Genomic DNA, 23,661 nt, shown 5'->3' with positions numbered 1-23,661 from the left:
TGGTTCAGCGGTCGAGCAGGGAGACGGCGGTGTCGACGGCGGCCGACACATCCCCGTCCGGCGGGTAGAGCACACTGCGGCCGAGGACCAGGCCGCGGATCTGCGGGATGCGCAGCGCCCGCTGCCAGGAGCGGTACATGGCGTCGCGGTCCCCGCTGCCGTCTCCCCCGAGCAGCAGGGTGGGCAGGGTGGTGGAGGACATCATGCGCTCCATCTCGTCGACCACCGGGACCTTCAGCCAGGTGTGGGCGGTGGTGCGGCCGAGCCCCTGGGCGATGTTGTTGGCCCACATCTGCTCGTCGGCGGTGAGCAGATTGCGGGTCCTGCCGTCCTCACGGCGCGAGGAGAAGGGCTCGACCAGGGCCATCAGGCCGCGTTCGCTGAGGCCGTCGAGGGCGCGGGCGGCGCCCTCCAGGGTGGTCGCGGTGCCGGGGTCCCGCGGGTCTATCCGCAGCAGCAGCTTGCCTCCGTCGAGTCCGGCGGCGGCAATGCCCACGGGGTCGTAACCGGTGAACCGGTCGTCGAGTTCAAAGGCGGCGCCGGGCAGTCCGCCCCGGTTCATGGAGCCGAGCACCAGCCGGCCGTCCAGCGCCCCCAGCAGGGTGAGGTCCTCGACCAGGTCGGCGGTGCCGAGGAAACCGTCCACACCGGGACGGCCGAGCGCCTCCACGCAGCGGGCCAGCAGCTCATGGCGGTCGCCCATGGCGGTACGGCTGCCGCCTGCCGCCATCGCACCGCGCGCCGGGTGGTCCGCGGCCAGGACGAAGAGCGGTCCGGCGAGGCGGGCGCGGGCGAAGCGGGGACGGCGCAGCGCCGCCTGGCGTACGGCTCCGGGGTCCGCGGCGCGCAGCTCGGTGAGGCGGGCGAGATCGAGGACGGGCCGGGTGGGGGTGCCGGGGCCGGGGGTCATGCCATCGCCTCCCGCGCGGACCCGGTGCGGGTGTGGACGGGACCCCGCGGCGGGGCCGGGGGGACGGCCAGCGGCGGGTCGCCCGGGCGGTGGCGGTAGGCGCGGGCCATCAGCGCGCGGATCTCCCTCGGCTCCGGCATGTCGTCGGCGCAGGCGAGCCGCCCGGCCACCAGGGCGCCCGCGGCGTTGGCGGTCTCGATCACCTCGCGCAGCGGCCGGCCGGCCAGCAGCCCGGCGGCCAGCGCCCCGCCGAAGGCGTCGCCTGCGCCGAGCCCGTTGACCACCCGTACGGGCAGCGACGCCACCCGGACCTCCTCATGGGCGGTGCGGGCCAGCACCCCGTCCGGTCCCTGCTTGACCACGGCCAGCCGCACCCCGCGCTCCAGCAGCAGATCGGCGGCGCGGTCGGGGTCGCGGGTGCCGACGGCCACCTCGGTCTCGTCCCGGTTGCCGACGGCCACGGTGGCGGTGCGCAGCGCCTGGGCGTACCAGTGCGCCGCGGTGTGCGGCTCGGCCCAGAAGGAGGGCCGCCAGTCCAGGTCGAGGACGACCTCGGCGGCGGGTCCGGCCTGGGCGGCGGCGAGCAGCGTGGTGGAGCGGGTCGGCTCCACGGCGAGGCCGCCGCCGGTGATCCACACCATCCGGGCGCGGGCGAGGGCGGGCAGGTCGAGGGCCTCGGCGGTGAGGCACTGGTCGGGGGCGACGGGGCGGCGGTAGAAGAGGATCGGGAAGTCGTCGGGCGGGTGGATCTCGCAGAACACCACCGGGGTCTGCTGTCCGTGGACGGTGACCACGCCCCCGTCGACGCCGAAGGCACGCAGCGCGGAGCGGACGTACGGCGCCCAGGGGTCGTCGCCGACACCGGTGACCACCGCGGTGTGCAGACCGTGCCGGGCGGCGGCGACGGCGACGTTGGTGGCCGTGCCGCCCAGGGACTTGGCGAAGGTGCGGACCTCCGCCAGCGGCACCCCGGTCTGCTGCGGGTAGAGGTCGACGCCGACCCGGCCGAGGGTGATCAGGTCGTGGCCCGGTGCGGGGTTGCCGCCGTGGCCGGTCATACGGCCACCGTGCGGAGGAAGTCCAGGGAGTCGGCGACGTCGCGCAGCGGGCCCGCGCCGGGGTCGGGCTCGTCGCTGAGGACGGTGTCCTGCTCCATCACGTACCAGCCGCGGTACCCGTGTCCCTCCAGGGTGCGGACCAGGGCAGCGATGTCCACGTCGCCCCGGCCGAGCGGCCGGTACAGCCCGGCGGCGACGGCGCGGGCGTAGCCGATGCGCCCTTCGCGCACCTCGCGGGCGACTGTGTCGTCGACGTCCTTGAGGTGGACGTGGGCGATCCGGTCGGGGGCCCGGCGGGCGAGTTCCACCGGGTCGGTGCCGCCCACCAGCAGATGGCCGGTGTCCAGGCAGAGCGGGGCGGCGCTGCCGTCCAGCACCCGCTGCACCTCGTCGGCCCGCTCCACCAGGGTGCCGATGTGCGGGTGCAGGGCTGCGACGATGCCGAACTCGGCGGCCAGGTCGGCGATGGCGTCGAGACGGCCCAGCAGCAGCTGCCAGCCGTCGGCGCCGGGTTCGGGTCTGGTGTCGTAGCCGTCCAGGCCGGTGGCGGCGGCCAGCACCAGCGTCCGGGCGCCGCAGGCGGTGAGGGCGTACAGGGCGGTGCGGACAGCGGGCATGGGGTCGTGGTCGGGCCGGTGCAGGACGACGGGCACAAAGCCGCCGACGGCGGCCAGCCCATGGGCGGCGAGTTCCACCGCCCGGGCGGCGGGCCGCTCGGGCAGAAATCCGTCGGGGCCGAACTCGGTCGCCGTGAGGCCCAGTTGCCGCATCTCGGCGAGCACCCGTCCGGCGGGCAGCTGGTGGCCCCACCCGGGGACCTCGCAGACACCCCAGGAGATCGGCGCACCGGCGACTCTGCTCAGCAGTGGCGGCGCGGAAGCGGTGGTCATCGGGATCGCCCTTCGCAGACGGAGACGGAGTCGGAGACGGAGACCGAGACGGAGACCGAGACGGAGTCGGGTCGGAGGAGGTGCTGATCGGGCGGCCCCGCACGGTGCGGGAGCGCACGGCGGGTCATCCGAGCCCCCTGCCGGAGGGCGGGGTGTCGTCGGCGGCCTGCCGCACGCTCCCGGTGGGCCGGGGGCCGGGCCGGGTCATCGGGCGGGTTCCCCGGCGGGCAGCACGGCGGGGCGTACCGAGTCGAGGGAGACGGGGGCGCCGAGGCGCCGGGAGCGCTCGCACGCCTCGGCCACCAGCAGCGCCTCCAGCGCGTCGGCACCGGTGCAGGGGCTGGGCCGCAGTCCGCGGGCGACGTCCAGGAAGACCCCGAGCTCGGCGACATAGGCGTCATGGAAGCGGGTGAGGAAGTCGGGCCAGGGGTCGGAGGGTGCGCCGGGGCCGCCGGGTTCCGCGGAGGTCATCGGGGTGCGGGCGTCCAGGCCGACCACCAGCTGGTCCAGGCTGCCGGCCAGCTCCATCCGGACGTCGTAGCCGGCGCCGTGGTAGCGGGTGGCGTGGCAGCCGACCAGGGTGCCGTCGTCCAGGGTGAGCAGGGCGGCGGCGGTGTCCACATCGCCGGCCTCGGCGAAGAACGGGGCACCGCGGTTGGACCCGTCGGCGTACACCCGGACCACCTCGCGTCCGGTGACCCAGCGGACGATGTCGAAGTCATGGACCAGGCAGTCCCGGTAGAGGCCGCCGGAGGTGGGCACATAGTCGGCCGGCGGCGGGGCCGGGTCGGCGGTGATGGCCCGGATGGTGTGGACGAAGCCCAGCCGGCCGGAGTGCAGCGCCTCCCTGGCGGCCGCGTAGCCGCGGTCGAAGCGGCGCTGGAAGCCCAGTTGCAGGGCGGTGCCGTGCCGCTGCACCTCGCGCAGCGCCTCCAGGGTGCCGGGGACGTCCAGCGCGATCGGCTTCTCGCAGTACGTGGGCAGCCCGGCCCGGGCGGCGCTGGCGATCAGCGCGGCGTGGGCGTCGGTGGCGGTGGCGATGACCAGTGCGTCCAGGTCCGCGGCGAGGACGTCGTCGACGCCCGGCAGAGCGGTGACGGCAGCGGGGGCCGCGGCGAGCCGGGCGGCGGTCTGCCGGGCCCGCCCGGGGTCGGCGTCGGCGACCAGCAGGTGGCTGACGGCGGCGTGCTGGGCGAGGGTTCGGGCGTGGAAGGAGCCGATCCGGCCCGTTCCCAGGAGACCGACGCGCATGGTGATGCCTTTCGTCGAGGGACGCTCCCTCAGGTGTAGTCGGCGGGAGGGGCGAAGCGTGGGAGGCGGGGACCGCGGGTCAGTCGCCGTCCGCGGCGGGGGCGGCGCGCAGTTCGTGCTCCAGGGCCTCCAGTTCGGCGCCGCCCGCCATCTGCCGGGTGAGTTCGGCCGGGGTGATGTCCTGCTTGTCGAAGCAGCCCAGGCTGCGGCCGCGTTTGAGCAGCAGGAAGCGGTCCCCCACGGGATGGGCGTGGTGCGGGTTGTGGGTGATCAGTACGACGCCGAGACCGCGGTCGCGGGCCTGGGCGACATGGCGCAGCACCATGGCGGCCTGTCTGACGCCCAGTGCGGCGGTGGGCTCGTCCAGGATCAGCACCCTGGCGCCGAAGTGGACGGCGCGGGCGATGGCGACGCACTGCCGCTCCCCGCCGGAGAGGGTGCCGACCGGCTGCTCCACGTCGCGCAGGTCGATGCCCATCCCGGCGAGCGCGCTGCGGGCTTCCTCCCGTGCGGTGCGGCGGTCCAGCATCCGGAAGGGGCCGCGGCGGGGTTCGCGGCCGAGGAAGAAGTTCCGCCAGACGCTCATCAGCGGGACCAGGGCCAGGTCCTGGAAGACCGTGGAGATGCCCCGGTCCAGGGCGTCACGGGGCGAGGTGAACCGTACCGGTGCGCCGTCCAGCAGCAGCCGGCCCTCGGTGTGCCGGTGGGCGCCGGCCAGGATCTTGATCAGGGTGGACTTGCCGGCGCCGTTGTCGCCGAGCACACAGGTGACCTGGCCCGCGTTGACCGGGACGGAGACGTCGCGCAGCGCGGTCACACTGCCGTACGACATGCCCAGGGAGCGGGCCTCCAGCACAGGTGCATTCATCGCCGTACCCTCTCCGCGCGCCGCCGGAAGCCATTGTTGACCAGGACCGCGGCGAGCAGCATCACGCCCAGGAAGAGCATGAACCAGTCGCTGTTCCAGCGGGCGAAGACGATGCCCTGCCGGGCCATGCCGAAGATCAGCGCCCCGATGGCAGCGCCGACCGCGGAACCGAAGCCGCCGGTCATCAGGCAGCCGCCGATCACCGCCGCGATGATGTACTGGAACTCCAGACCCACTCCCTGGTTGGCCTGCACGGTGGTGAATCTGAGGATGTTGATGCTGCCCACCAGCCAGGCGGCGGCCGATGTGGTCACAAAGAGCAGGGTCTTGGTGCGGCCCACCGGCACCCCGACCTGGCGGGCGCTCAGCGCCGAACCGCCGACCGCGAGGACCCAGTTGCCGAAGCGGGTGCGCAGCAGCACCACCGACGCCGTGGCGGCGACGGCGGCCCACCAGAGGATGGAGATCTGGAAGGCGGTGGAGCCGATGTCCACGGTGGAGGCGAAGAGGTAGCCGGCGGAGGCATAGCCGTCGGCGCCGCGCATCCCGCTGACCTGCACCGATCCGGTGACGGCCCGGGTGACTCCCAGGTTGAGTCCCTGGAGGGCGAGAAAGGAGCCCAGAGTGACGATGAAGCTGGGCAGCCCGGTGCGCATCACCAGCCATCCGTTGAGTGCGCCCACGGCGATCGCAAAGAGCAGCGAGACCAGCAGCGCGGGCCAGACGTTCCAGCCGAGGCGGACCGAGAGCAGTGCGGTGACCAGGGCGGTGGACGCGGTCATCACCCCGGCGGAGAGGTCGAACTCACCGCCGATCATCAGCAGTGCCACGGCGACGGCGACGATGCCGAGGGTCGCGGAGTCGTCCAGCCAGGTGGCGGCGCCCAGCGGGCTGAGGAACTGGCCGGTGGCCACCGAGAAGAAGGCGAAGACCAGCACGGCGCCGAGCAGTGCGCCCAGTTCGGGGCGGACCACCAGCCGGTCGAGCAGTGCGCCGCGGACCGCCCGCCGGTCCTGCTCGCCGACGGGCGGGGCGGCGGCAGCGGTCATCGGGTGCCCCGGGCTGCATACTGGGCGACCTGGGCGACATTGGACGTGTCCACAAAGCCGGGGCCGGTCAGCACGGGGGCGCCGCCGCCGAGGGTGTTGCCGTTGTCGTGGTAGAGCTTGAGCATCACCACGGGCAGATAGCCCTGCTGGTACTGCTGCTGGTCCACCGCGAAGGAGACGGTGCCGGCCTTGATGGCGTTCAGCACATCGGGGTTGAGATCGAAGGTGGCGACCTCGGCCTTGGAGCCGACGGCCTTGACTGCGTCGACGGCGTCCGCGGCGATCTGGGCGTTGAGGGTGAGCACCCCGTCGACGGCGGTGTCGGCCTGGAGGGCGCCGCGGATCCGGGAGACCACATCGGTGGGGTTGGCGGCGTCGACCTGGAGGTTGACGACCTGTCCGCCGAAGCCCTTGCGGGCGCCGTCGCAGCGCTGGTTGAGCCCGATGTTGCCGGCCTCGTGGATGACGCAGAGGATCTTGTGCCGGCCCTGCTGCTTGAGCCTGGCGCCGGCGCCCTGGCCGGCCACCGACTCCTCCTGGCCGACATGGCCGATCGCACCGAAGGAAGCGCTCTGCGCCGAACCGGAGTTGATGGTCACCACCGGGATGCCGGCGGCGACGGCCGCCTTGACGGCGGTCTGCAGGGCGTCGGGGTTGGCCATCGAGACCACCAGACCGCCGACGTGCTGGGCCACCGCGTTGTCGATCAGCCTGGCCTGGCCCGCCGGGTCGGGGTCGGAGGTGTAGTCGACCTGGACGCCGAGTTGCCTCCCGGCTGCCAGGGCACCGTTCTTGACCACGTTCCAGAAGGCATCGCCGGGGCCACCGTGGCTGATCACGGCGATGTGCAGGGATCCGGTGGAGGCTTCGGCGGGGGCGCCGGCCGGGGAGCTCGCGGCCGTTGCCGCACCGCCGTGGTCGGCGGCGGGGCCGCTGCACCCGGCGGCGAGCAGCAGACCGGCGGCGGCCAGCAGCGCCCTTGCCGAAACGGTGCGGATTCTGGTGCGCTTGCGGTCACGAGCGGGCGTGGTGGGCGGAGTTGAGGGCGCAGCGGGCTCGCAGAGGGGCATGGCACTGCCTCCGACGGGTGGGGTGCGGCCACCTGATGGGGCGGGCCGCGGGGAGGGGGCGCGCGCGACGTGGCACCACCATGTCGTCACCTGTCGGGCATGTCAAGACATATTGACGTCAATGCTGCGCATACGCTCAACGGGCGAGCAGGGTCAGCTCGAACGAGTACAGCGACGGCCGGTAGACATGGCTGCCGTACTCGACCGGCCTGCCCTCCCGGTCGTACGCGGTACGGCACATGGTGAGCAGCGGGGCACCCCGCGCCTCGCCCAGCCTGCCCGCCTCGGCGGCGGTCGCCCGGCGGGCGCCGACGGACTGCTCGGCCACGCTCAGCTGGATGCCGGAGGACCGCAGCACCTCGTAGAGGCCGCGGCCGGTGAGGCGCTCCACCGTGAGGTCGCAGAGGCCGACCGGAAGATGGTTGCGCATCAGCGCCAGCGGCTCGTCGTCCGCGAGGCGCAGCCGCTCCACGATGAGCACCTCGGCGCCGGGCCTGAGCCTGAGCGCCGCGGCGGCCGGCTCGGGCGCGGGTCCGCGCCGCAGCGAGAGCACCTCGGTGCGGGGGTGGCGGCCGGCGCGCACCAGGTCGTCATGGAGGCTGGTGAGCTCCACCTGACGGCGCACCCTGCTGTGCACCACCTGGGTGCCCACTCCGCGCTTGCGCACCAGCAGCCCCTTGTCCACCAGGTGCTGGATCGCCTGCCGCATCGTCGGACGGGACAGGCCCAGGTCGCCGGCGAGGGCGATCTCGTTCTCCAGCCGGGTGCCGGGGAGCAGGTCACCGGTGGCGATCAGCTGCTCCAGCCGCGCGGCCACCTGGAAGTACAGCGGCACGGGGCTGGTCCGGTCGATGCTGATCAGCTCGGCGAGGGAGGACATCCAGGGCTCCGCGTCCGCAGGGATGGGGGGCCATTATCACCCGATGGGGCAGTTGCTCCTGATGTCCTGACGAACATGACCCCGCATCGGGGGAAAGCCGAGGGCCGGGGTGGGCGGCTCCGGGAGGAGCGCCCACCCCGGCCCTCGGGGTGGTGCATACGGCAGGGCGCGGGCCCGGCCGGGTCACTTGCCGGAGGCGGAGGCCTTCAGCTTGGAGCCGGCGGAGACCTTACGCTGTAGCCGGCCGGGATCTGGATCGGGTCGCCGGTCTGCGGGTTGCGGGCGGTGCGCGCCGCCCGGTGGGTGCGCTCGAAGGTCAGGAAGCCGGGGATGGTGACCTTCTCGTCGCCCTTGGCGACGATGTCGCCAACGACCTCGGCGAAGGCGGCCAGGACGGCGTCCGCGTCCTTGCGCGTCACCTCGGCGCGCTCGGAGAGCGCGGCCACCAGCTCACTGCGGTTCATGTGTACTCCTGTGGTCTGATCGCGTCGCGGTTCCCAAGGGCCCGGGAGGTGCTCCCGACCCGGTCACCGTTTCGCACGTTGCGGCGGGCAGGGGTCCGGCTCCGCTGTCCCAAGCCGCGTCTACCGCCTGCCCGGGAACGAATCCTGCCCCCACCAGCACCGAGAAAGCCAATCCAGCACCCGGGAGAGTCACACGAACAGCGCCTCTCCGCCCGGGCGGTGACTCGCCGTCCGTACACGGCCGACTCTCACCGGGCACCAAGGCGGACGTTCCGTACGTTGTCGGATGTTCCCGTACTTGTCTGGTACGCCGCACCGGTGCAGGGCTACCGTACGCCCTGGCACCGACAACCCCAAACAAGCCCCTGCCCTTGTGTCGCAAGGGCTGCATGGCCTCCGAGGGCCGGCACGGGCCGCTCAGAGCACCGGCGGGACCCCGTCGGCGCCCTCGGTGATGCCGATCGTCCCTGCCGGGGTGTGCGCCGGAGCGCTGCCGGTGGCCTGTGCGGCCTCCCGCACCGCTGCGGCCACGGTCTTGGCCACATCGGGGTGGAAGACGCTGGGGATGATGTAGTTGGCGTTCAGCTGGTCGTCCTGGACGGTGGCGGCCAGCGCCCGGGCGGCGGCCAGCATCATCTCGGTGTTGACATTGCGGCTCTGGGCGTCCAGCAGGCCGCGGAAGACACCGGGGAAGACCAGCACATTGTTGATCTGGTTGGGGAAGTCGCTGCGGCCGGTGGCGACCACCGCGGCGGTCTGCCGGGCCACCGCCGGGTCGACCTCCGGGTCGGGGTTGGCCAGCGCGAAGACCACCGCGTCGTCGGCCATCGCGGCCACGTCCTCGCCGTCCAGCACATTGGGGGCCGAGACGCCGATGAAGACGTCCGCGCCGCGCACCGCCTCCTTGAGGGTGCCGGTGATGCCCTCGGGGTTGGTGTGCTCGGCGATCCAGCGCAGCGCGCTGTCCTCGGGCGCGTCGGCCAGGTCGGCACGGGACGGGTGGACCACGCCGTGGACGTCCGCCACGACGGCGTGCCGCACGCCCGCCGCGAGCAGCAGCTTGAGGATGGCGGTGCCCGCGGCGCCCGCCCCGGACATCACCACGCGGACCCGGTCGATCTCCTTGCCCACGACCCGCAGCGCATTGGTGAGCGCGGCCAGCACCACGATGGCGGTGCCGTGCTGGTCGTCGTGAAAGACCGGGATGTCCAGGGCCTCGCGCAGCCGTGCCTCGATCTCGAAGCAGCGCGGGGCGGAGATGTCCTCCAGATTGATCCCGGCGAAGCCGGGGGCGATCGCCTTGACGATCTCGACGATCTGGTCGGTGTCCTGGGTGTCCAGGCAGAGCGGCCAGGCGTCGATGCCCGCGAACCGCTTGAAGAGGGCGGCCTTGCCCTCCATCACCGGCAGGGCCGCCTTGGGGCCGATGTTGCCCAGCCCCAGCACCGCGGAGCCGTCGGTGACCACGGCCACGGTGTTGCGCTTGATGGTCAGCCGGCGGGCGTCCTCGGGGTTCTCGGCGATGGCCGTGCAGACCCGGGCCACACCGGGGGTGTAGATCATCGAGAGGTCGTCGCGGTTGCGGATGGGGTGCTTGGCCGACATCTCGATCTTGCCGCCGAGGTGCATCAGGAAGGTGCGGTCGGAGACCTTGCCGATCGCCACACCGTCGATGGCCCGCAGCTTCTCGACGATCTCCTCGCCGTGCGACACCGAGGAGGCGGCGACGGTGACATCGATGCGCAGCCGCTCATGGCCGGAGGCGGTGACGTCGAGACCGGTGACGGATCCGCCGGAGGACTCCACAGCGGTGGTGATCATGCTCACGGCGTTGCCCCTGGCGGGGACCTCCAGCCGGACCGTGATCGAGTTCGACACACTTGGCACCGTCGCCATTGACGTCCTTCTTCCCTGCTCACTTGCTTCGCACTGGCTGTGCTGTACAGGCATCCGATGCTGCCACCTACTGGCGGGTAGCCGTAAATAACGGCCATTGAGTACGCAGGCGCCTAAGCTCAACTGTGGGGCCGCCGCAGCGGCGGCCACAGCTGAGCGCAGCAAGGCAGGGAAGCGACATGGCGCAGGGCAAGGTCAAGTGGTTCAACGCGGAGAAGGGCTACGGCTTCATCGCCCAGGACGGCGGTGGACCGGACGTCTTCGTCCACTTCAGCGCGATCACCGGCGGCGGGTTCCGGGAACTCGCCGAGGAGCAGCGGGTCGAGTTCGACGTCACCCAGGGCCAGAAGGGCCCCCAGGCGGAGAACGTCCGGCCGCTGTAGTGCGCTGAACGGGGGTTGCGCAGGAAATCTCGCGCGACGGGAATGGTCTGCGGGACCCATGGGTTAGTCTGGGTACGACACCGGCTCGATCCAAGCCCCCGGGCCCAACCTTAGTCGCTTCGAGCGACCACTTGCCGCGAGGCGAGCATGGCGGGTCGGTGTCGCAGACCTGAAAGGCCGGGTCCCTCCCCTCGGGAGGGACCCGGCCTTGTCTCTTCCCCGAGGAGCACTCGGATCCCTCGGCGTACCCCGATCCCACGGCGTACCCGGGCCCCACGGAGCGCTCGAAGCCCCCGGCGTACCCCGGCGGCTTCCTGAGCGCTTTCGGCGGCGCCGCACGGATGCCTGGATCCGTACGGGCCGCCGGTCAGCACTCAGCGCAGCAGTGCGGGCACTCCGTCGCTGTCCGGGAGGTCGTCGGGTCCGCAGAGCACGGTGAGCCGCTGGGTGGCGCGGGTGAGCGCCACATAGAGCACCCGCAGGCCCGCCTCCGACTCACCGGCGATACCGGTGGGGTCGGCCACCACCGTGGCGTCGTACTCCAGCCCCTTGGCCTCCAGGCTGCCCAGCGCCACCGCACGGTCGCCCAGACCGGCGATCCAGCCGGCGGCCTCGGTGCGCCGCTCCATCGGCACCACCACCGCGACCGTGCCGTCCACCTCCGCGAGCAGCCGCTCCACCTCGGAGCGGGCCGCCGCCGCGAAGTAGCCGTCCGCCTCCGGCGCCGCCGCGAACCGCGGGGCGACACCGGTGGAGCGGACCGCCTCCGGGGAGGGGGTGCCCGGGGCGGCCAGCGCCAGCACCCGGGCGGCGACCTCGGCGATCTCCGCGGGGTTGCGGTAGTTGGTGGTGAGGGTGTGCCGGCGACGGGGCTTGCCGCCCAGCACCTCGTCCATCGCCTCCTGGGCCTCGGCCGGGCTCGGCCAGGACGACTGGGCGGGGTCGCCGACGATGGTCCAGGTCGCCTGGCGGGCCCTGCGGCCGATCATCCGCCACTGCATCGGGGTGAGGTCCTGGGCCTCGTCGACGATCACATGGGCGTACTCGGTCCGCTCCACCGGGCCCTCCCGGCGGCTGCGGTCCCGGCCCATCCGGTCGGCGTAGGTGGTGACCTCGTCCAGGCCGGTGAGCTGGTCGGTGGGGTCGACCTCGCGGATCCGCGGCCGGGCCGGCTCGCCCAGCAGCAGCGTCAGCTCGTCCACCAGCGCCACATCGTGGGTGGACAGCGGCCCCCGGCCGTCGTCGGCCAGCCGCCGCCAGGAGGCGGCCAGCAGACGGACCTCCTCCGGGCTGAGCACCCGGCGGGCGGCCCGGCCCAGCGCACGGCCGTTGCGCAGTACGGCCAGCACCCGCTGCGGGGTGAGCACGGGCCACCAGGCCGCCAGGAAGTCCTGGAAGGCGTCGAGATCGGTGACGTACTCGTCGAAGGACTCCCGCTCCTCCTGGCGCCGTTCCCGCTCCGCCCGGTCGACGGGCCGCGGGCGGTGCCGTACGGCCTCCGACCAGAGGGCGTCCAGCAGCAGCCGGCGGGCGCGCGGGCGCAGCAGGTTGATCGGGGTGGTGCCGCCGAGGACGGTGCGGCGCAGCTCCCGCAGCCGCTCGACGTCCAGCCGCAGCACCTCGCCGGCGGCGGCGATCCGCAGCTCACCGGGGGCGGCGGGGCTGTCCAGGGCGGCTCGGGCCGCCCGGCGCAGCACCTGCACCATCCTGGAGGAGCCCTTGATCCTGGCCACCTCGGGGGTGTCGTAGGTGTCCGCCTCCACGCCGTCGACCAGGGAGCCCACAGCACGGATCGCGACCTGCCCCTCCTCACCCAGCGACGGCAGCACGCCTTCGGTGTAGGCGACCAGCAGCGGGGTGGGGCTGACCACCAGGATGCCGCCCGCGTAGCGGCGGCGGTCCTGGTAGAGCAGATAGGCGGCGCGGTGCAGGGCGACGGCGGTCTTGCCGGTACCGGGGCCTCCGGTGACCAGCGTGGCGCCTGCGGCGGGGGCCCTGATGACCTCGTCCTGCTCCTTCTGGATGGAGGAGACGATGTCCCGCATGGTGTGCGACCGGGCGCGGCCGAGCGCGGCCATCAGCGCCCCGTCGCCGACCACGGCGAGGTCGGTCGGCAGATCGGGGCGGAGCAGGTCGTCCTCGACGCCCAGCACCCGGCGCCCCTTGGAGCGGATCACCCGGCGGCGCACCACGCGCCCCGGCTCGACCGGGGTGGCGCGGTAGAACGGCGCCGCGGCGGGCGCCCGCCAGTCGATCACCAGCGGTCCGTACTCCGCGTCCAGCACGCCGATGCGGCCGATGTGCAGCGTCTCTGCGATGGTCGGGTCGGAGGGGTCGAGCGGTGTCTGGGAGGGGATGCCGTGCTCCTCCGGGCGGTCGGCCTGCTGGAGGTCGATCCGGCCGAAGAGGAAGTCCTCGAACTCGCTGTTGAGCCGGTGCAGGTGCGCGCCCGCGCGGAACACCTGGGCGTCGCGCTCGGCGAGCGCGCCCGGGGTGCCCACGGAGGCCCGCTTGGCGGCGTCCTCCAGGATGTACTCGGCCTCGGCGAGCTTCTCCCCCAGTCTCCGGTAGACCACGTCGAGGTGCTGCTGCTCCTCCGCGATCTCACGGTCGCGGACGGTCTCGTGCGGGTCCGCGGCGTGCGCCGTGGTGGTGGTGTGCCGGGCTGTGCCGTGCGCGCCCAAGGAGCCCCCTGTCGTACGTACTGCGTTCTGGCCGATGGTTCCGTGCCGGGTTTCCAACGAATCGCGGGACACCCGGATTCCTCCGGTTCGTCCACTGCTGCGGAAACGGCGGACAGAAGATCGTACGCCTTTTGCGGTCGCGGCGGGGCGCCAGGCCCGGCAGCAGGACTGCGGACCGACCGGGCCGCCGGGAGGCCGGTCCTGCGCTGGCCCTGTCCAGCTCCGGTCAGGCAGGCTGGAGAGCAGGGACCCATGGATGCGCGGGAAGGACTCGATGAGCCATGGCGGCGCCTTCGTACGAGCTGCGGTTCGACACCGGGCGGACCTGCCTCGACCTGCTCGCCACCGCGCCCGACCCCCTCGACCGGCTGGACAGCGGCGCCCGGCTCGGCCAGTGGCTGGTGGGGGCCGGGCTGGTGCCGCCCGGTGATCTGCCCGCCGCCCTCGACGCCTGCTGGGTGGAGCGGTTCGGGACGCTGCGCTCGCTGCTGGGGCGGCTGGTGCAGGCGGCGCTGTCCGGCCGCACCGACCCCGGCGACCTGGAGTCGCTCAACGGCCTCTGCCTGGCGCCCACCCCCGCCCCCCGGCTGGCGCTCGGCCCGCAGGGCGGGCTGGTACGGCGGCTCGCGGGGCCGCCCTGCTGCGCCGAGCTGCTCTCCGCGGTCGCCCGGGACGCCGCCGAGCTGCTGGCGGATCCGGCTGCGGTGGCGCGGCTGCGACGGTGCGAGCGGGAGGGGTGCGACCGGGTGTACATGGACACCTCCCGCGGCCGTCGGCGCCGCTGGTGCTCCGGGGCGGCCTGCGGCAACCGGGAGCGGGTCGCCCGTCACCGGCGCCGGGTGCTGGCGGCGGGCGGCTGACCGCGGCCTCGTCGCCGATGGCCGCCCCGGCGGACCCGGCCCGGACCGGCAGCGCCGACCGGTTGCGGCCGACCGGTTGCGGCCGGGGGTCAGACCGTACCGACGGGCTCCGCGTACTTGCCGCCGCCGGGCTTGCGCGGTTCCCCCGGGTCACCGGGGTCACCCGGGTCGGCGACCGGGTCGATGGCCAGACGGTAGCCGCGTTTGACGACGGTGGCCACGATGCGGGGCACCCCCAGGGCCGCCCGCAGCCGGGCGACAGCGGTCTCCACCGCGTGCTCGTCGCCGCCGGCGCCCGGCAGGGCCCGCAGCAGCTCGGCGCGGGGCACCACCCACCCCGGCCGCCGTGCCAGAGCCCTCAGCAGTGCCATTCCGGCCGGGGGGACGGGCCGCAGCACATCGTCGACCAGGGCCGCCTGGCCGCGCAGCTCCAGCCGGTGCCCGGCGGCGGAGAAGCGGCGGGCGCGCTCGGGCAGTCGGGCGGCCAGCGTCTGCACCATGGCACCGAGCCGCATCCGCTCCGGCCGTACGGAGGGGATGTCCAGCGCGTCCAGCGGCGCGGCGGTGACCGGGCCCACACAGACGGTCAGGACGTCGCGGCGCAGCGCGTGCAGCAGCTCACCGGTGAGATGACGCTCCCGGGCCCGGTCCAGCAGCCCGATGGCCGCGGGCGCGCTGGTGAAGGTGAGGGCGTCCAGCGCCCCGCCGCAGCAGGCGTCCAGCAGCCGGTCCAGCGGCGCCTGGTCGGCCGGCGGCTCCCAGCGGTAGACGGGCACGGCGACCACCTCGGCTCCGGCCGCCCGCAGCGACTCGGCGAAGTCCGGCAGCGGAGCTCCGTGCAGCTGGACGGCGATCCGGCGGCCGTCCACGCCCTCCTCCAACAGCCGGGCCAGCACCTCCACCGAGGACTCGGACTGCGGGGACCACTCGTCGCGCAGCCCGGCGGCCCGGATGGCGCCCCTGGCCTTGGGGCCGCGCGCCAGCAGCCTGGCCTTGGCCAGGCATTCCAGCAGGTCGTCGCCGATGCCCCAGCCCTCGGCCGCCTCGATCCAGCCGCGGAAGCCGATGCCGGTGGTGGCGACCACGATCTCCGGCGGGGCGTCGACCAGCGCCCGGGTGGCGGCGAGCAGCCGGGTGTCGTCGGGCAGCGGCACGATCTGCAGGGCGGGGGCGCGCAGCACGGCGGCCCCGCGCCGCCGGAGGAGGGCGGCGAGCTCGTCCGCCCGGCGGGCGGCGGTGACACCGACCGTGAATCCCGCAAGCGGCGGGACAGCCGTGTCCCCGTCCTCGGGACAGTACGGCGGCGGCGTGCGACCAGGCATGGGGTCTTTCCCATCGATCCAGGTCCCCGGCGGTCGTGAGCCTCAGGAACGGCGGTCTTCCGACAGTGGGCCTGCGCACATCGTCCCCCGCTGCGGTGTCGCGGACGGGTCGCCGTGGTTTCACCGGTGTTTCACGGGAGGCGCAGGTGGGGGCCCGTACGGCGCGAGCTGCACACCGTACGGGCCGGGTGGGTGGGGGAACGCCCGCAGGCCGCGCTCAGACCTGGGCGAGGGCGCGGGCCGGGTCGGCGGCCTCGGCGGCGGCGGCCGGCGCCCTGCCCGGGCGGCGCAGATAGACGGCCCAGGTGAGGACGAAGCAGACGGCGTAGGCGGCCAGGAAGGAGAGGAAGGCCGGGGATCCGGACTTGGCGGTGAGGAAGGACTCCCGGAAGGCGAGGTTGATGAAGAGCCCGCCGAGGGCGCCCACCGCACCGATCACCCCGATGGCGGCACCGGAGAGCCGGCGGGACCAGGCGGCCTCCTGCTCGGCGCTCAGCCCCTCGGCCAGGCTGCGGGACCGCGCCCTGGCCTGGAAGATCCCCGGGATCATCTTGTAGGTGGAGCCGTTGCCCAGGCCGGAGAAGACAAAGAGCCCCACAAAGCCCACCAGGAACACGGCCAGCGACTTCACCGAGGAGGCGTAGAGGACCACACCGGCGGCCGCGGCCATCGCCACAAAGTTGCCGAAGGTGATCCGGGCGCCGCCCCAGCGGTCGGCCAGCAGGCCGCCCACCGGGCGGATCAGCGAGCCGAGCAGCGGGCCGACGAAGGTGAGCTGGGCGGCCTGCAGCGGGGTGCGGCCGAACTGGTTCTGGAGCACCAGGCCGAAGGCGAAGCTGAAGCCGATGAAGGAGCCGAAGGTGCCGACGTAGAGCGCCGACATCACCCAGGTGTGCTTCTCCCGCACCACCTCGCGGAAGGCGCCGGTGTCGGCGCGCATCGGCGCCAGGTTGTCCATGAAGAGCGCGGCACAGGTGGTGGCGACCACGACCAGCGGGATGTAGATGCCCAGCACGATCCGGGGGTGTCCGGCGCCTGCCGCGGAGATCACCGCCAGGGTGACCAGCTGGATCACCGGGACGCCGATGTTGCCGCCACCGGCGTTGAGGCCGAGCGCCCAGCCCTTGCGGCGCAGCGGGAAGAAGGCGTTGATGTTGGTCATGGAGGAGGCGAAGTTACCGCCGCCCAGCCCGGTGAGCGCGCCCACCAGCATGAAGGTGGTGTAGGAGGTGCCGGGCTCCATCACCAGGAAGGCCGCGCCGGTGGGCAGCAGCAGGAGCAGCGCCGAGACGATGGTCCAGTTGCGGCCGCCGTACCGGGCCACCGCGAAGGTGTAGGGGATCCGGACGAAGGCGCCCACCAGGGTGGGCATCGCCACCAGGAAGAACTTCCCGGCGGGGTCGACGTGGTACGCGGGCCCCATGAAGAGCACCATCACCGACCAGAGGCTCCAAATGGAGAAGCCGATGTGTTCGGAGAGGACCGAGAACAGCAGATTGCGGTTGGCGGTGCGGTGCCCGGTGCGCTCCCAGAATGCCTCGTCCTCCGGGTCCCACTCCTGGATCCAGCGGCCGCCTCGGCGCACCGCCGTCGTACCCGTGCCCGTGGTCATCAGCGTCTCCCGTGTGCGTCCTGGTGTGTCTGCCTGGATGCCTTGACGCTAGAAGTCGGCGGTTTCGGGCTCATGGCTGCGTGTGACACCTGCGGAACCGTCCACTCACGCGCTGTACGGAGCCCCTGTGAGCCCTGCGGCCGGTCCCGGCCGCCCACGAGGCGGTCGTCCGCCGGACGGGCCGGTGCGGGCCGCAGACACGAAACGGCCGCCATCCGGTGCGGATGACGGCCGTCGCGTACATGGGTGTGGTGGAGGTGCCGGGAATCGAACCCGGGTCCTGTGGAGTTGATTCAGGGCTTCTCCGAGCGCAGTCTGCTGTGCTTTTCTCAGCCCCGGCAGTCACGCAGACAAGCTGCCGACGGGCTCAGTCACTGTTTGATGTCCCGAACTACCCCGCGACCGGGTAGAACGGTGAGTTCCCTAGCTGATGCCAGGATCCGGGGCGGGAACACACCCGGTCTGACACCTTCGTTACTCGCTGATCAGGCAGCGAGCGCGAAGGAATCGCGCTTAGAGTTGGCGATTATTTTTTTGCGGCAGATGGTTAACGAGATCATTGCCGCGTTCCTCGGCTCGCTTCCCCTGTTTCGACATCCCCAGTCGAAACCGATCACCCCCATGTGTTTTTTTCAAAGAGCTCCGGGGACCTCTGCAGGTCTCCGGCGCATGCCCATCGTACGGCGTCGACAGCCGGCCGGTCCAGCGCATTCCCGCCGGTCGGCGGGTCAGCCCGTCCGGCGGTTGGCGCGGGCCACGGCGCGCGCCGTCTCCCGCTTGTCCTGCTTCTCCCGCAGCGCCTGCCGCTTGTCGTAGAGCTTCTTGCCGACCGCGACCGCCAGCTCCAGCTTGGCCCGGCCGTCCTTGAAGTAGAGCGACAGCGGGACCAGCGTGTGGCCGGTCTCCTTGGTCTTCGCCTCCAGCTTGCGGATCTCGTCGCGGTGCAGCAGCAGCTTGCGCTTGCGGCGCGCCGCGTGGTTGGTCCACGTCCCCTGGGTGTACTCGGGGATGAAGAGGTTGTCGATCCAGGCCTCGCGGCCGCTGATGTAGGCGTAGCCGTCCGTGAGGTTGGCCCGCCCCTCGCGGAGCGACTTCACCTCCGTACCGGTGAGCACCATGCCGCACTCGTACGTGTCGAGGATGGTGTACTCGTGCCGCGCCCGCTTGTTCTGCGCGATGAGCTTCTGTCCCTTTTCCTTTGCCATAGCGCCGATCATTGTCGCATCCGGCGCGGCCGGACGGGAGTCCATTACCCCGGGGAGCCCAGCCCGGAGAGCACGGTGAGGGCCAGCTGCTCGGCCTGCGCCGGCTCGGCCGCGGCGGGGACGGAGACATCGGGCTCGATCCCGTTGCCGTCCGGGGAGCGCCCCGCGGGAGTGAAGTAGCGGCCCACGGTCAGCTCCAGCACCGACCCGTCGGCCAGCCGGCTGGGCTCCTGGACGGTCCCCTTGCCGAAGGTCCGGGAGCCCACCACCACGGCGCGGCAGCGGTCCTGCAGGGCCCCGGCCAGCAGCTCGGCGGCGCTCATGGTGCCGCTGTCGACCAGGACCACCAGAGGGGTGGCGGTGTCGCCGCCGGGCACCGCGGTGAGCTCCTGGTCGGCTCCGTGCGCCTGGTAGGTGCCCACCGGGCCGCCGTCCAGGAAGGCGGAGGCAGCCGTGACCGCCTCGGCGAGCAGCCCGCCGGAGTTGCCGCGCAGGTCGAGCACGATCCCCCCGGACCGGGCGCCGTCCGCGGTGCGCTGCTCGGCGGCGCTGCGGGCGGCCTCGGCGACCTGCCGGCCCACGCCGGAGGTGAAGGCGCCCACGCTGATCCGGGTGATGTCGCGGCCGGGGTGGTCCACGGTGACGTCATGGGTGGCCAGCAGGGTCCGGCGCAGGGTGACCTCACGGACCGGGGAGCCGCTGCGGCGTACGGCCAGGGTGACGGTGGAGCCCACCTCGCGCTCGGCGTCCCCGGCCAGGTCCGCGCTGCGGCCCTGCGGGTCCTGGCGGCTGGCGCGGCCGCCTGCCGCGCTGTCGCCGGACGTGCTGCCGCGCAGCCTGGCCACCACCTCGGTCACCGGCATCCGCTCGGCGGGGGCGCCGTCGATCCGTACCAGCCGGTCGCCGACCCGGATCCCGGCCTGCGCCGCCGGGGTGCCCCGCTGCACCCGGGAGACGGCGACGCCGCCGTCACGGTCCCGGCTCACCCAGAGGCCCACGCCGACGTACTCGCCGTCCAGGCTCTGGGCGTACTCCGCGTACTCCTCGGGGCTGTAGTAGGCAGCCCAGCGGTCGCCGCTCTCGCCGACCAGCCGCTCGGCCTCCTCGGGCGTGAGGTCCTCGCCCGTGAGGTCGGCGCCGTGGGCGACCAGCCGGGCCGCGACCGCGTGCTGCGGCGCGGTGCCGCCGGCGCCCGCCCCACTCCATGCGCCGGTGGCGGCACCGGTGGCGAGCACCGCGCCGAACACGAGCGAGAGCGTCGCTCCCTGGCGCATCCGCCGAGACGAACCGGACATGGCTTTGGAGTGTAGGGCAGGCGACCGGCCGGGCCGGGCCACTCGGTCACGCAATGCGGTGAACGTCACCACACACAGTCGGGCCCCGGCCCCCGGCGACGCCGGGGGCCGGGGCCCGATCCGTTCGGGGGACACGCCGGCCGTCAGACCTTCAGGTACTTCCGCAGAGTGAAGAACGCGGCCACGGCGGCCATGCCCATACCGGCCACCACCAGCATCGGTATCACCCGCACCACCTCGGGGAGGCCGATGAAGTGGATGAACTGCACCCGCTGCTGCAACCAGTTGTGCACAAAGAGATTGCCCAGCAGCAGCAGTCCGGACGCCAGCGCCGCACCCAGCAGCGCGGCGAACGCCGCCTCCGCGATGAACGGCATCTGCACATAGAAGTTGGAGGCGCCGACCAGTCTCATGATGCCCGTCTCACGCCGCCGACTGAATGCGGACACCCGGACGGTGTTCACGATCAGCAGCAGCGCCACGCAGACCATCAGCGACATCACCCCGAACGCGACGGTCTGCAGTCCGTTGAGCAGCCCGAAGAGGTTGTCCAGGATCTTCCGCTGGTCCTCCACCGACTGCACGCCTGGCTTGCCGGCGAAGGCGCTGGCGATGACGTCGTACTGCTGCGGGTCCTTGAGCTTCACCCGGAACGACTCGGGCAGGCCGTCCGCACCGACCACGCTGGTCAGCGGGTTGTCCGGGTTCATCTCCTTCCAGTTCTTGTAGGCGTCCTGCTTGTTCTCGTACTGCACATCGGCCACCACCGGCAGCTTCAGCAGGTCCGCCTTGATCTGGGTCCGCTGCTGGTCGGTGACGGCACCGCCGGAGCAGGAGGCGTACTTGTCGGCGTCGCCCTTGTTGCAGAGGTACACCGCAACCTGGACCTTGTCGTACCAGAACCCCTTCATGGAGTCGACCTGGTAGCGGACAAGGAGGCTCGCACCCGCCAGGGCGAGCGAGAGCGCCACACTCACGACGACCGCGATGGTCATCGTCAGATTGCGTCGGAGTCCTACGCCGATCTCCGACATGACGAACTGGGCCCTCATGATGTCCTTTGCTTGCTCTCAGTGCTGGTAGCCGTACACGCCGCGCGACTGGTCGCGGACGAGGTGGCCCTTGTCCAGCTCGATGACGCGCTTGCGCATCTGGTCGACGATGGCCTGGTCGTGGGTGGCCATCAGCACGGTGGTGCCGGTGCGGTTGATGCGGTCGAGGAGCTTCATGATGCCGACCGAGTTCTGCGGGTCGAGGTTGCCCGTGGGCTCGTCCGCGATCAGCAGCATCGGGCGGTTCACAAAGGCGCGGGCGATGGCCACGCGCTGCTGCTCGCCACCGGAGAGCTCGCCCGGCATCCGGTCCTCCTTGCCGGCCAGGCCGACCAGGTCGAGGACCTCGGGAACCACCTTGTTGACGGCGGCCTTAGGCTTGCCGATCACCTCGAGGGCGAAGGCCACGTTCTGAGCGACCGTCTTGTTGGGCAGCAGGCGGAAGTCCTGGAACACGGTGCCGAGCTGACGCCGCATCTGGGGGACCTTCCAGTTGGAGAGCCGCCCGAGGTCCTTGCCGAGCACATGCACCGCGCCCTGGCTGGGCCGCTCCTCGCGCAGGAGCAGGCGCAGGAAGGTGGACTTCCCGGAGCCGGAGGATCCGACCAGGAAGACGAACTCGCCCTTCTCGATCTCCAGCGAGACATCCATCAGGGCCGGACGGTTCTGCTTCGGGTAGGTCTTGGAGACGTTGTCGAATCTGATCACGGCTGCATCACGGTTCGCCAGTCTAGGAGGACAGGAGCGGCGTCCACCGCTCCCCCGGTGCTGGACCATACGCGAACGACGGCTGTGATTGCAGGCTCGCCAGAGGCAAAGGTGGGGGATTTCACGGACGAAACTGGACTAACCCTGCCTTTCCTCACTCACCTGTTTGCTCCAGCACCCGCTCCCAGCGGTCGCCATTACCGACAGGTATGCGGTAGGCGAGCCGGATCCGGCCGAACCTGGCACAGTGGATGGGGACGAACCGATGGGTCCTCCCAGCCGTCTCCGGACATGACAGGGAACGAAGTCACCACCCCGGTGCGTTGGCAGGACGAGGAGGAGATCGCCATGACCTATGACCGTCTGGTGTGCGCCAACTGCGCGGGGCCGGTCAACGAGGGCCGCTGCCCGGTCTGCCGGGCCAACCGCGAGCGTCTGCACCAGCAGCAGAGCCCCTTCGCGTCGATCTCGCCCGTCGCGCTGCTCGCCCTGGTGGCGGCGATGGCCGCCGTGTTCCTCATCGCCCACCACGCCCTGGCCTGACCCCGGGCACGCAGACCCCGGGCCCAGACCCCGGGCACGGATCCGGCCCCAGCCACGCAAAGGCCCCGGGAGAGCGCTCGCTCTCCCGGGGCCTTCTGCCGTCGGGGCCGCACCGGGCGGCCTGCGGTCACACCGCCGCCGGTCACACCGCCGCGGCGGCCTCCTGCTGCTTGCGCCACCGGATGCCCGCCTCGATGAAGCCGTCGATCTCGCCGTCCAGCACCTGCTGCGGGTTGCCGACCTCGTGCTCCGTCCGCAGGTCCTTGACCATCTGGTACGGGTGCAGCACATAGGACCGCATCTGGTTGCCCCAGGAGCTGCCCTCGCCCTTCAGGGCGTCCATCCTGGCCTGCTCCTCCTGGCGGCGCCGCTCCAGCAGCTTGGCCTGGAGGACGTTCATCGCACTGGCCTTGTTCTGGATCTGCGAGCGCTCGTTCTGGCAGGAGACCACGATGCCGGTCGGGATGTGGGTGATCCGCACCGCCGAGTCGGTGGTGTTGACGCCCTGGCCACCGGGGCCGGAGGCCCGGTAGACGTCGATCCGCAGCTCGCCCTCGTCGATGTCCACGTGGTCGCTCTGCTCCACCACCGGCAGCACCTCGACGCCCGCGAAGGAGGTCTGGCGCCGGCCCTGGTTGTCGAAGGGCGAGATGCGGACCAGGCGGTGGGTGCCCTGCTCCACCGAGAGGGTGCCGTAGGCATAGGGCGACTTCACCGCGAAGGTCGCCGACTTGATGCCGGCCTCCTCCGCGTACGAGGTGTCGTAGACCTCGCTCGGGTAGCCGTGGCGCTCGGCCCAGCGCAGGTACATCCGCATCAGCTGCTCGGCGAAGTCCGCCGCGTCCACGCCGCCGGCCTCGGCCCGGATGGTGACCAGGGCCTCACGGGCGTCGTACTGGCCGGAGAGCAGGGTGCGCACCTCCAGCTCGTCCACGGACTTGCGTACCGAGGCCAGCTCGCTCTCGGCCTCGGCGCGGGTGTCCGCGTCGTCCTCGGCCTCGGCCAGCTCGAAGAGGACCGAGACGTCGTCGATCCGCCGGCGCAGGGTCTCCACCTTGCGCAGCTCACCCTGGAGGAAGGAGAGCCGGCTGGTGACCTTCTGCGCATTGGCCAGGTCGTCCCAGAGATCCGGCGCGGCGGCCTCCTCCTCGAGGCGCGCGATGTCGGCCCGGATCTTGTCCAGGTCGAGGACGGCCTCGATCGACCCCATGGTCGTGTCGAGGGACTTGAGCTCTTCGGAAGGATCCAGTGCTGCCACGCAACCAGCGTAATGGCTCCGCGACAGAAGCGGCTTCGCCGGGGGCGCGGCGCCACCCCCGGTGCGGCGGGTCAGACCGTGTGGAGGTAGCGCAGGGCGCCGTCCGGGGTGCGGGCGAAGAGGCCCGTCCGGGCCCCCTCGGCGACCGGGCCCGGGGCGTAGCGCCCGCCGGCCCCGGGGTCGGGGAGCGGGCCCGTGCGCCAGGCCCGGCCGCCCGAGTGCGAGACGGCGAAGGCGAGCCCGCCGGCCGTGCCGCGCCCGAAGACGTACAGGGTGCCGTCGTCCCCCACGACGGGTTCCGCGCGGTCCCCGCCGTTCAGACCCGCCACCTGCTCCGCCGGGTGCCAGGCGCCCCGCAGCGCGGTCACCCGCAGCACCGCAGCGTCCGCGGCGCGGACCACAA

At 72.6% G+C, this 23,661-nt stretch carries 20 protein-coding genes, 1 other RNA gene and 1 pseudogene; 3 read left to right on the top strand and 19 right to left on the bottom strand.

The genetic code is table 11. The features are described 5' to 3' along the window. Positions 1–4: 4 nt before the first annotated feature. The 10 genes and pseudogenes from AB0761_RS23615 to AB0761_RS23570 form a co-directional block, all read right to left on the bottom strand. Positions 5–910, bottom strand: a complete 906-nt coding sequence (locus AB0761_RS23615; RefSeq protein WP_377271126.1) for a deoxyribose-phosphate aldolase — start codon at positions 908–910, stop codon at positions 5–7. Then, positions 907–1,968, bottom strand: coding sequence for a 5-dehydro-2-deoxygluconokinase (iolC, locus tag AB0761_RS23610; RefSeq protein ID WP_377271124.1), 1,062 nt, complete (start codon positions 1,966–1,968; stop codon positions 907–909). The genes AB0761_RS23615 and iolC overlap by 4 nt, the downstream gene beginning before the upstream one ends. Next, complete coding sequence (locus AB0761_RS23605) at positions 1,965–2,858, bottom strand: TIM barrel protein (protein ID WP_377271122.1); 894 nt, start codon at positions 2,856–2,858, stop codon at positions 1,965–1,967. Before AB0761_RS23605 ends, iolC begins: the two co-directional genes overlap by 4 nt. 204 nt (positions 2,859–3,062) lie before the next feature. Beyond that, entirely contained in the window at positions 3,063–4,109 is a 1,047-nt protein-coding gene (locus AB0761_RS23600; protein ID WP_377271120.1) for a Gfo/Idh/MocA family oxidoreductase, read from the bottom strand. A 79-nt stretch (positions 4,110–4,188) separates the two neighbouring features. After that, a complete protein-coding gene (locus AB0761_RS23595; protein ID WP_377271118.1) occupies positions 4,189–4,977 on the bottom strand; it encodes an ATP-binding cassette domain-containing protein in 789 nt (262 codons plus the stop codon). Next, complete coding sequence (locus tag AB0761_RS23590; RefSeq protein WP_377271116.1) at positions 4,974–6,026, bottom strand: ABC transporter permease; 1,053 nt, start codon at positions 6,024–6,026, stop codon at positions 4,974–4,976. Before AB0761_RS23590 ends, AB0761_RS23595 begins: the two co-directional genes overlap by 4 nt. Next, positions 6,023–7,096, bottom strand: coding sequence for a sugar ABC transporter substrate-binding protein (locus AB0761_RS23585; protein WP_377271114.1), 1,074 nt, complete (start codon positions 7,094–7,096; stop codon positions 6,023–6,025). The genes AB0761_RS23590 and AB0761_RS23585 overlap by 4 nt, the downstream gene beginning before the upstream one ends. Positions 7,097–7,232: 136 nt before the next feature. Beyond that, positions 7,233–7,976, bottom strand: coding sequence for a GntR family transcriptional regulator (locus tag AB0761_RS23580; protein ID WP_377271113.1), 744 nt, complete (start codon positions 7,974–7,976; stop codon positions 7,233–7,235). 183 nt (positions 7,977–8,159) lie between these two features. Then, a pseudogene (locus tag AB0761_RS23575) lies at positions 8,160–8,440 on the bottom strand (HU family DNA-binding protein). Between the two features lie 417 nt (positions 8,441–8,857). After that, positions 8,858–10,336 (bottom strand): NAD-dependent malic enzyme, encoded by a 1,479-nt coding sequence (locus AB0761_RS23570; protein ID WP_377271111.1) that lies wholly within the window; start codon positions 10,334–10,336, stop codon positions 8,858–8,860. Positions 10,337–10,515: 179 nt separating this feature from the next. On the opposite strand from AB0761_RS23570, the gene AB0761_RS23565 reads away from it, so the two are divergent. After that, complete coding sequence (locus AB0761_RS23565) at positions 10,516–10,719, top strand: cold-shock protein (protein WP_377271110.1); 204 nt, start codon at positions 10,516–10,518, stop codon at positions 10,717–10,719. A gap of 374 nt (positions 10,720–11,093) precedes the next feature. Here the strand turns inward: AB0761_RS23565 and AB0761_RS23560 are convergent, their stop codons facing one another. Beyond that, positions 11,094–13,403: a HelD family protein gene (locus AB0761_RS23560; RefSeq protein ID WP_377271109.1), complete on the bottom strand. Its 2,310-nt coding sequence runs from the start codon at positions 13,401–13,403 to the stop codon at positions 11,094–11,096. Between the two features lie 281 nt (positions 13,404–13,684). Here AB0761_RS23560 and AB0761_RS23555 point away from each other — a divergent pair, with 281 nt between their 5' ends. Beyond that, the gene (locus AB0761_RS23555; RefSeq protein ID WP_377271108.1) at positions 13,685–14,263 is read left to right on the top strand and encodes a CGNR zinc finger domain-containing protein; all 579 of its coding nucleotides are present in this window, start codon (positions 13,685–13,687) and stop codon (positions 14,261–14,263) included. An 89-nt stretch (positions 14,264–14,352) separates the two neighbouring features. Here the strand turns inward: AB0761_RS23555 and AB0761_RS23550 are convergent, their stop codons facing one another. The 7 genes from AB0761_RS23550 to ftsE form a co-directional block, all read right to left on the bottom strand. Next, positions 14,353–15,585: a uroporphyrinogen-III synthase gene (locus tag AB0761_RS23550; RefSeq protein WP_377271107.1), complete on the bottom strand. Its 1,233-nt coding sequence runs from the start codon at positions 15,583–15,585 to the stop codon at positions 14,353–14,355. Positions 15,586–15,802: 217 nt separating this feature from the next. Next, positions 15,803–17,197, bottom strand: coding sequence for a nitrate/nitrite transporter (locus AB0761_RS23545; RefSeq protein WP_377271106.1), 1,395 nt, complete (start codon positions 17,195–17,197; stop codon positions 15,803–15,805). Positions 17,198–17,446: 249 nt separating this feature from the next. Then, positions 17,447–17,818: a transfer-messenger RNA gene (ssrA, locus tag AB0761_RS23540) on the bottom strand. Positions 17,819–17,925: 107 nt separating this feature from the next. Next, positions 17,926–18,402 (bottom strand): SsrA-binding protein SmpB, encoded by a 477-nt coding sequence (gene smpB, locus AB0761_RS23535; protein WP_377271105.1) that lies wholly within the window; start codon positions 18,400–18,402, stop codon positions 17,926–17,928. A 44-nt stretch (positions 18,403–18,446) separates the two neighbouring features. Further along, positions 18,447–19,697, bottom strand: coding sequence for a S41 family peptidase (locus AB0761_RS23530; protein WP_377271104.1), 1,251 nt, complete (start codon positions 19,695–19,697; stop codon positions 18,447–18,449). A 143-nt stretch (positions 19,698–19,840) separates the two neighbouring features. After that, on the bottom strand, positions 19,841–20,749 hold the full coding sequence (gene ftsX, locus AB0761_RS23525; RefSeq protein WP_377271103.1) for a permease-like cell division protein FtsX: 909 nt from the start codon (positions 20,747–20,749) through the stop codon (positions 19,841–19,843). 18 nt (positions 20,750–20,767) lie between these two features. Next, positions 20,768–21,457, bottom strand: coding sequence for a cell division ATP-binding protein FtsE (gene ftsE, locus AB0761_RS23520; protein WP_377271102.1), 690 nt, complete (start codon positions 21,455–21,457; stop codon positions 20,768–20,770). A gap of 348 nt (positions 21,458–21,805) precedes the next feature. Between ftsE and AB0761_RS23515 the strand changes: the two genes are divergently transcribed. Then, positions 21,806–22,000: a hypothetical protein gene (locus AB0761_RS23515; RefSeq protein ID WP_377274285.1), complete on the top strand. Its 195-nt coding sequence runs from the start codon at positions 21,806–21,808 to the stop codon at positions 21,998–22,000. Between the two features lie 142 nt (positions 22,001–22,142). Here AB0761_RS23515 and prfB read toward each other — a convergent pair whose 3' ends face one another. Beyond that, a complete protein-coding gene (gene prfB / locus AB0761_RS23510) occupies positions 22,143–23,258 on the bottom strand; it encodes a peptide chain release factor 2 (RefSeq protein WP_377271101.1) in 1,116 nt (371 codons plus the stop codon). Between the last annotated feature and the right edge of the window lie 403 nt (positions 23,259–23,661).

This window comes from Peterkaempfera podocarpi, from assembly GCF_042466665.1.
Lineage (GTDB): Bacteria > Actinomycetota > Actinomycetes > Streptomycetales > Streptomycetaceae > Peterkaempfera > Peterkaempfera podocarpi.
Note: the sequence above shows the minus strand (reverse complement) of the source record. Positions and strands in the feature narration are given on the sequence as shown.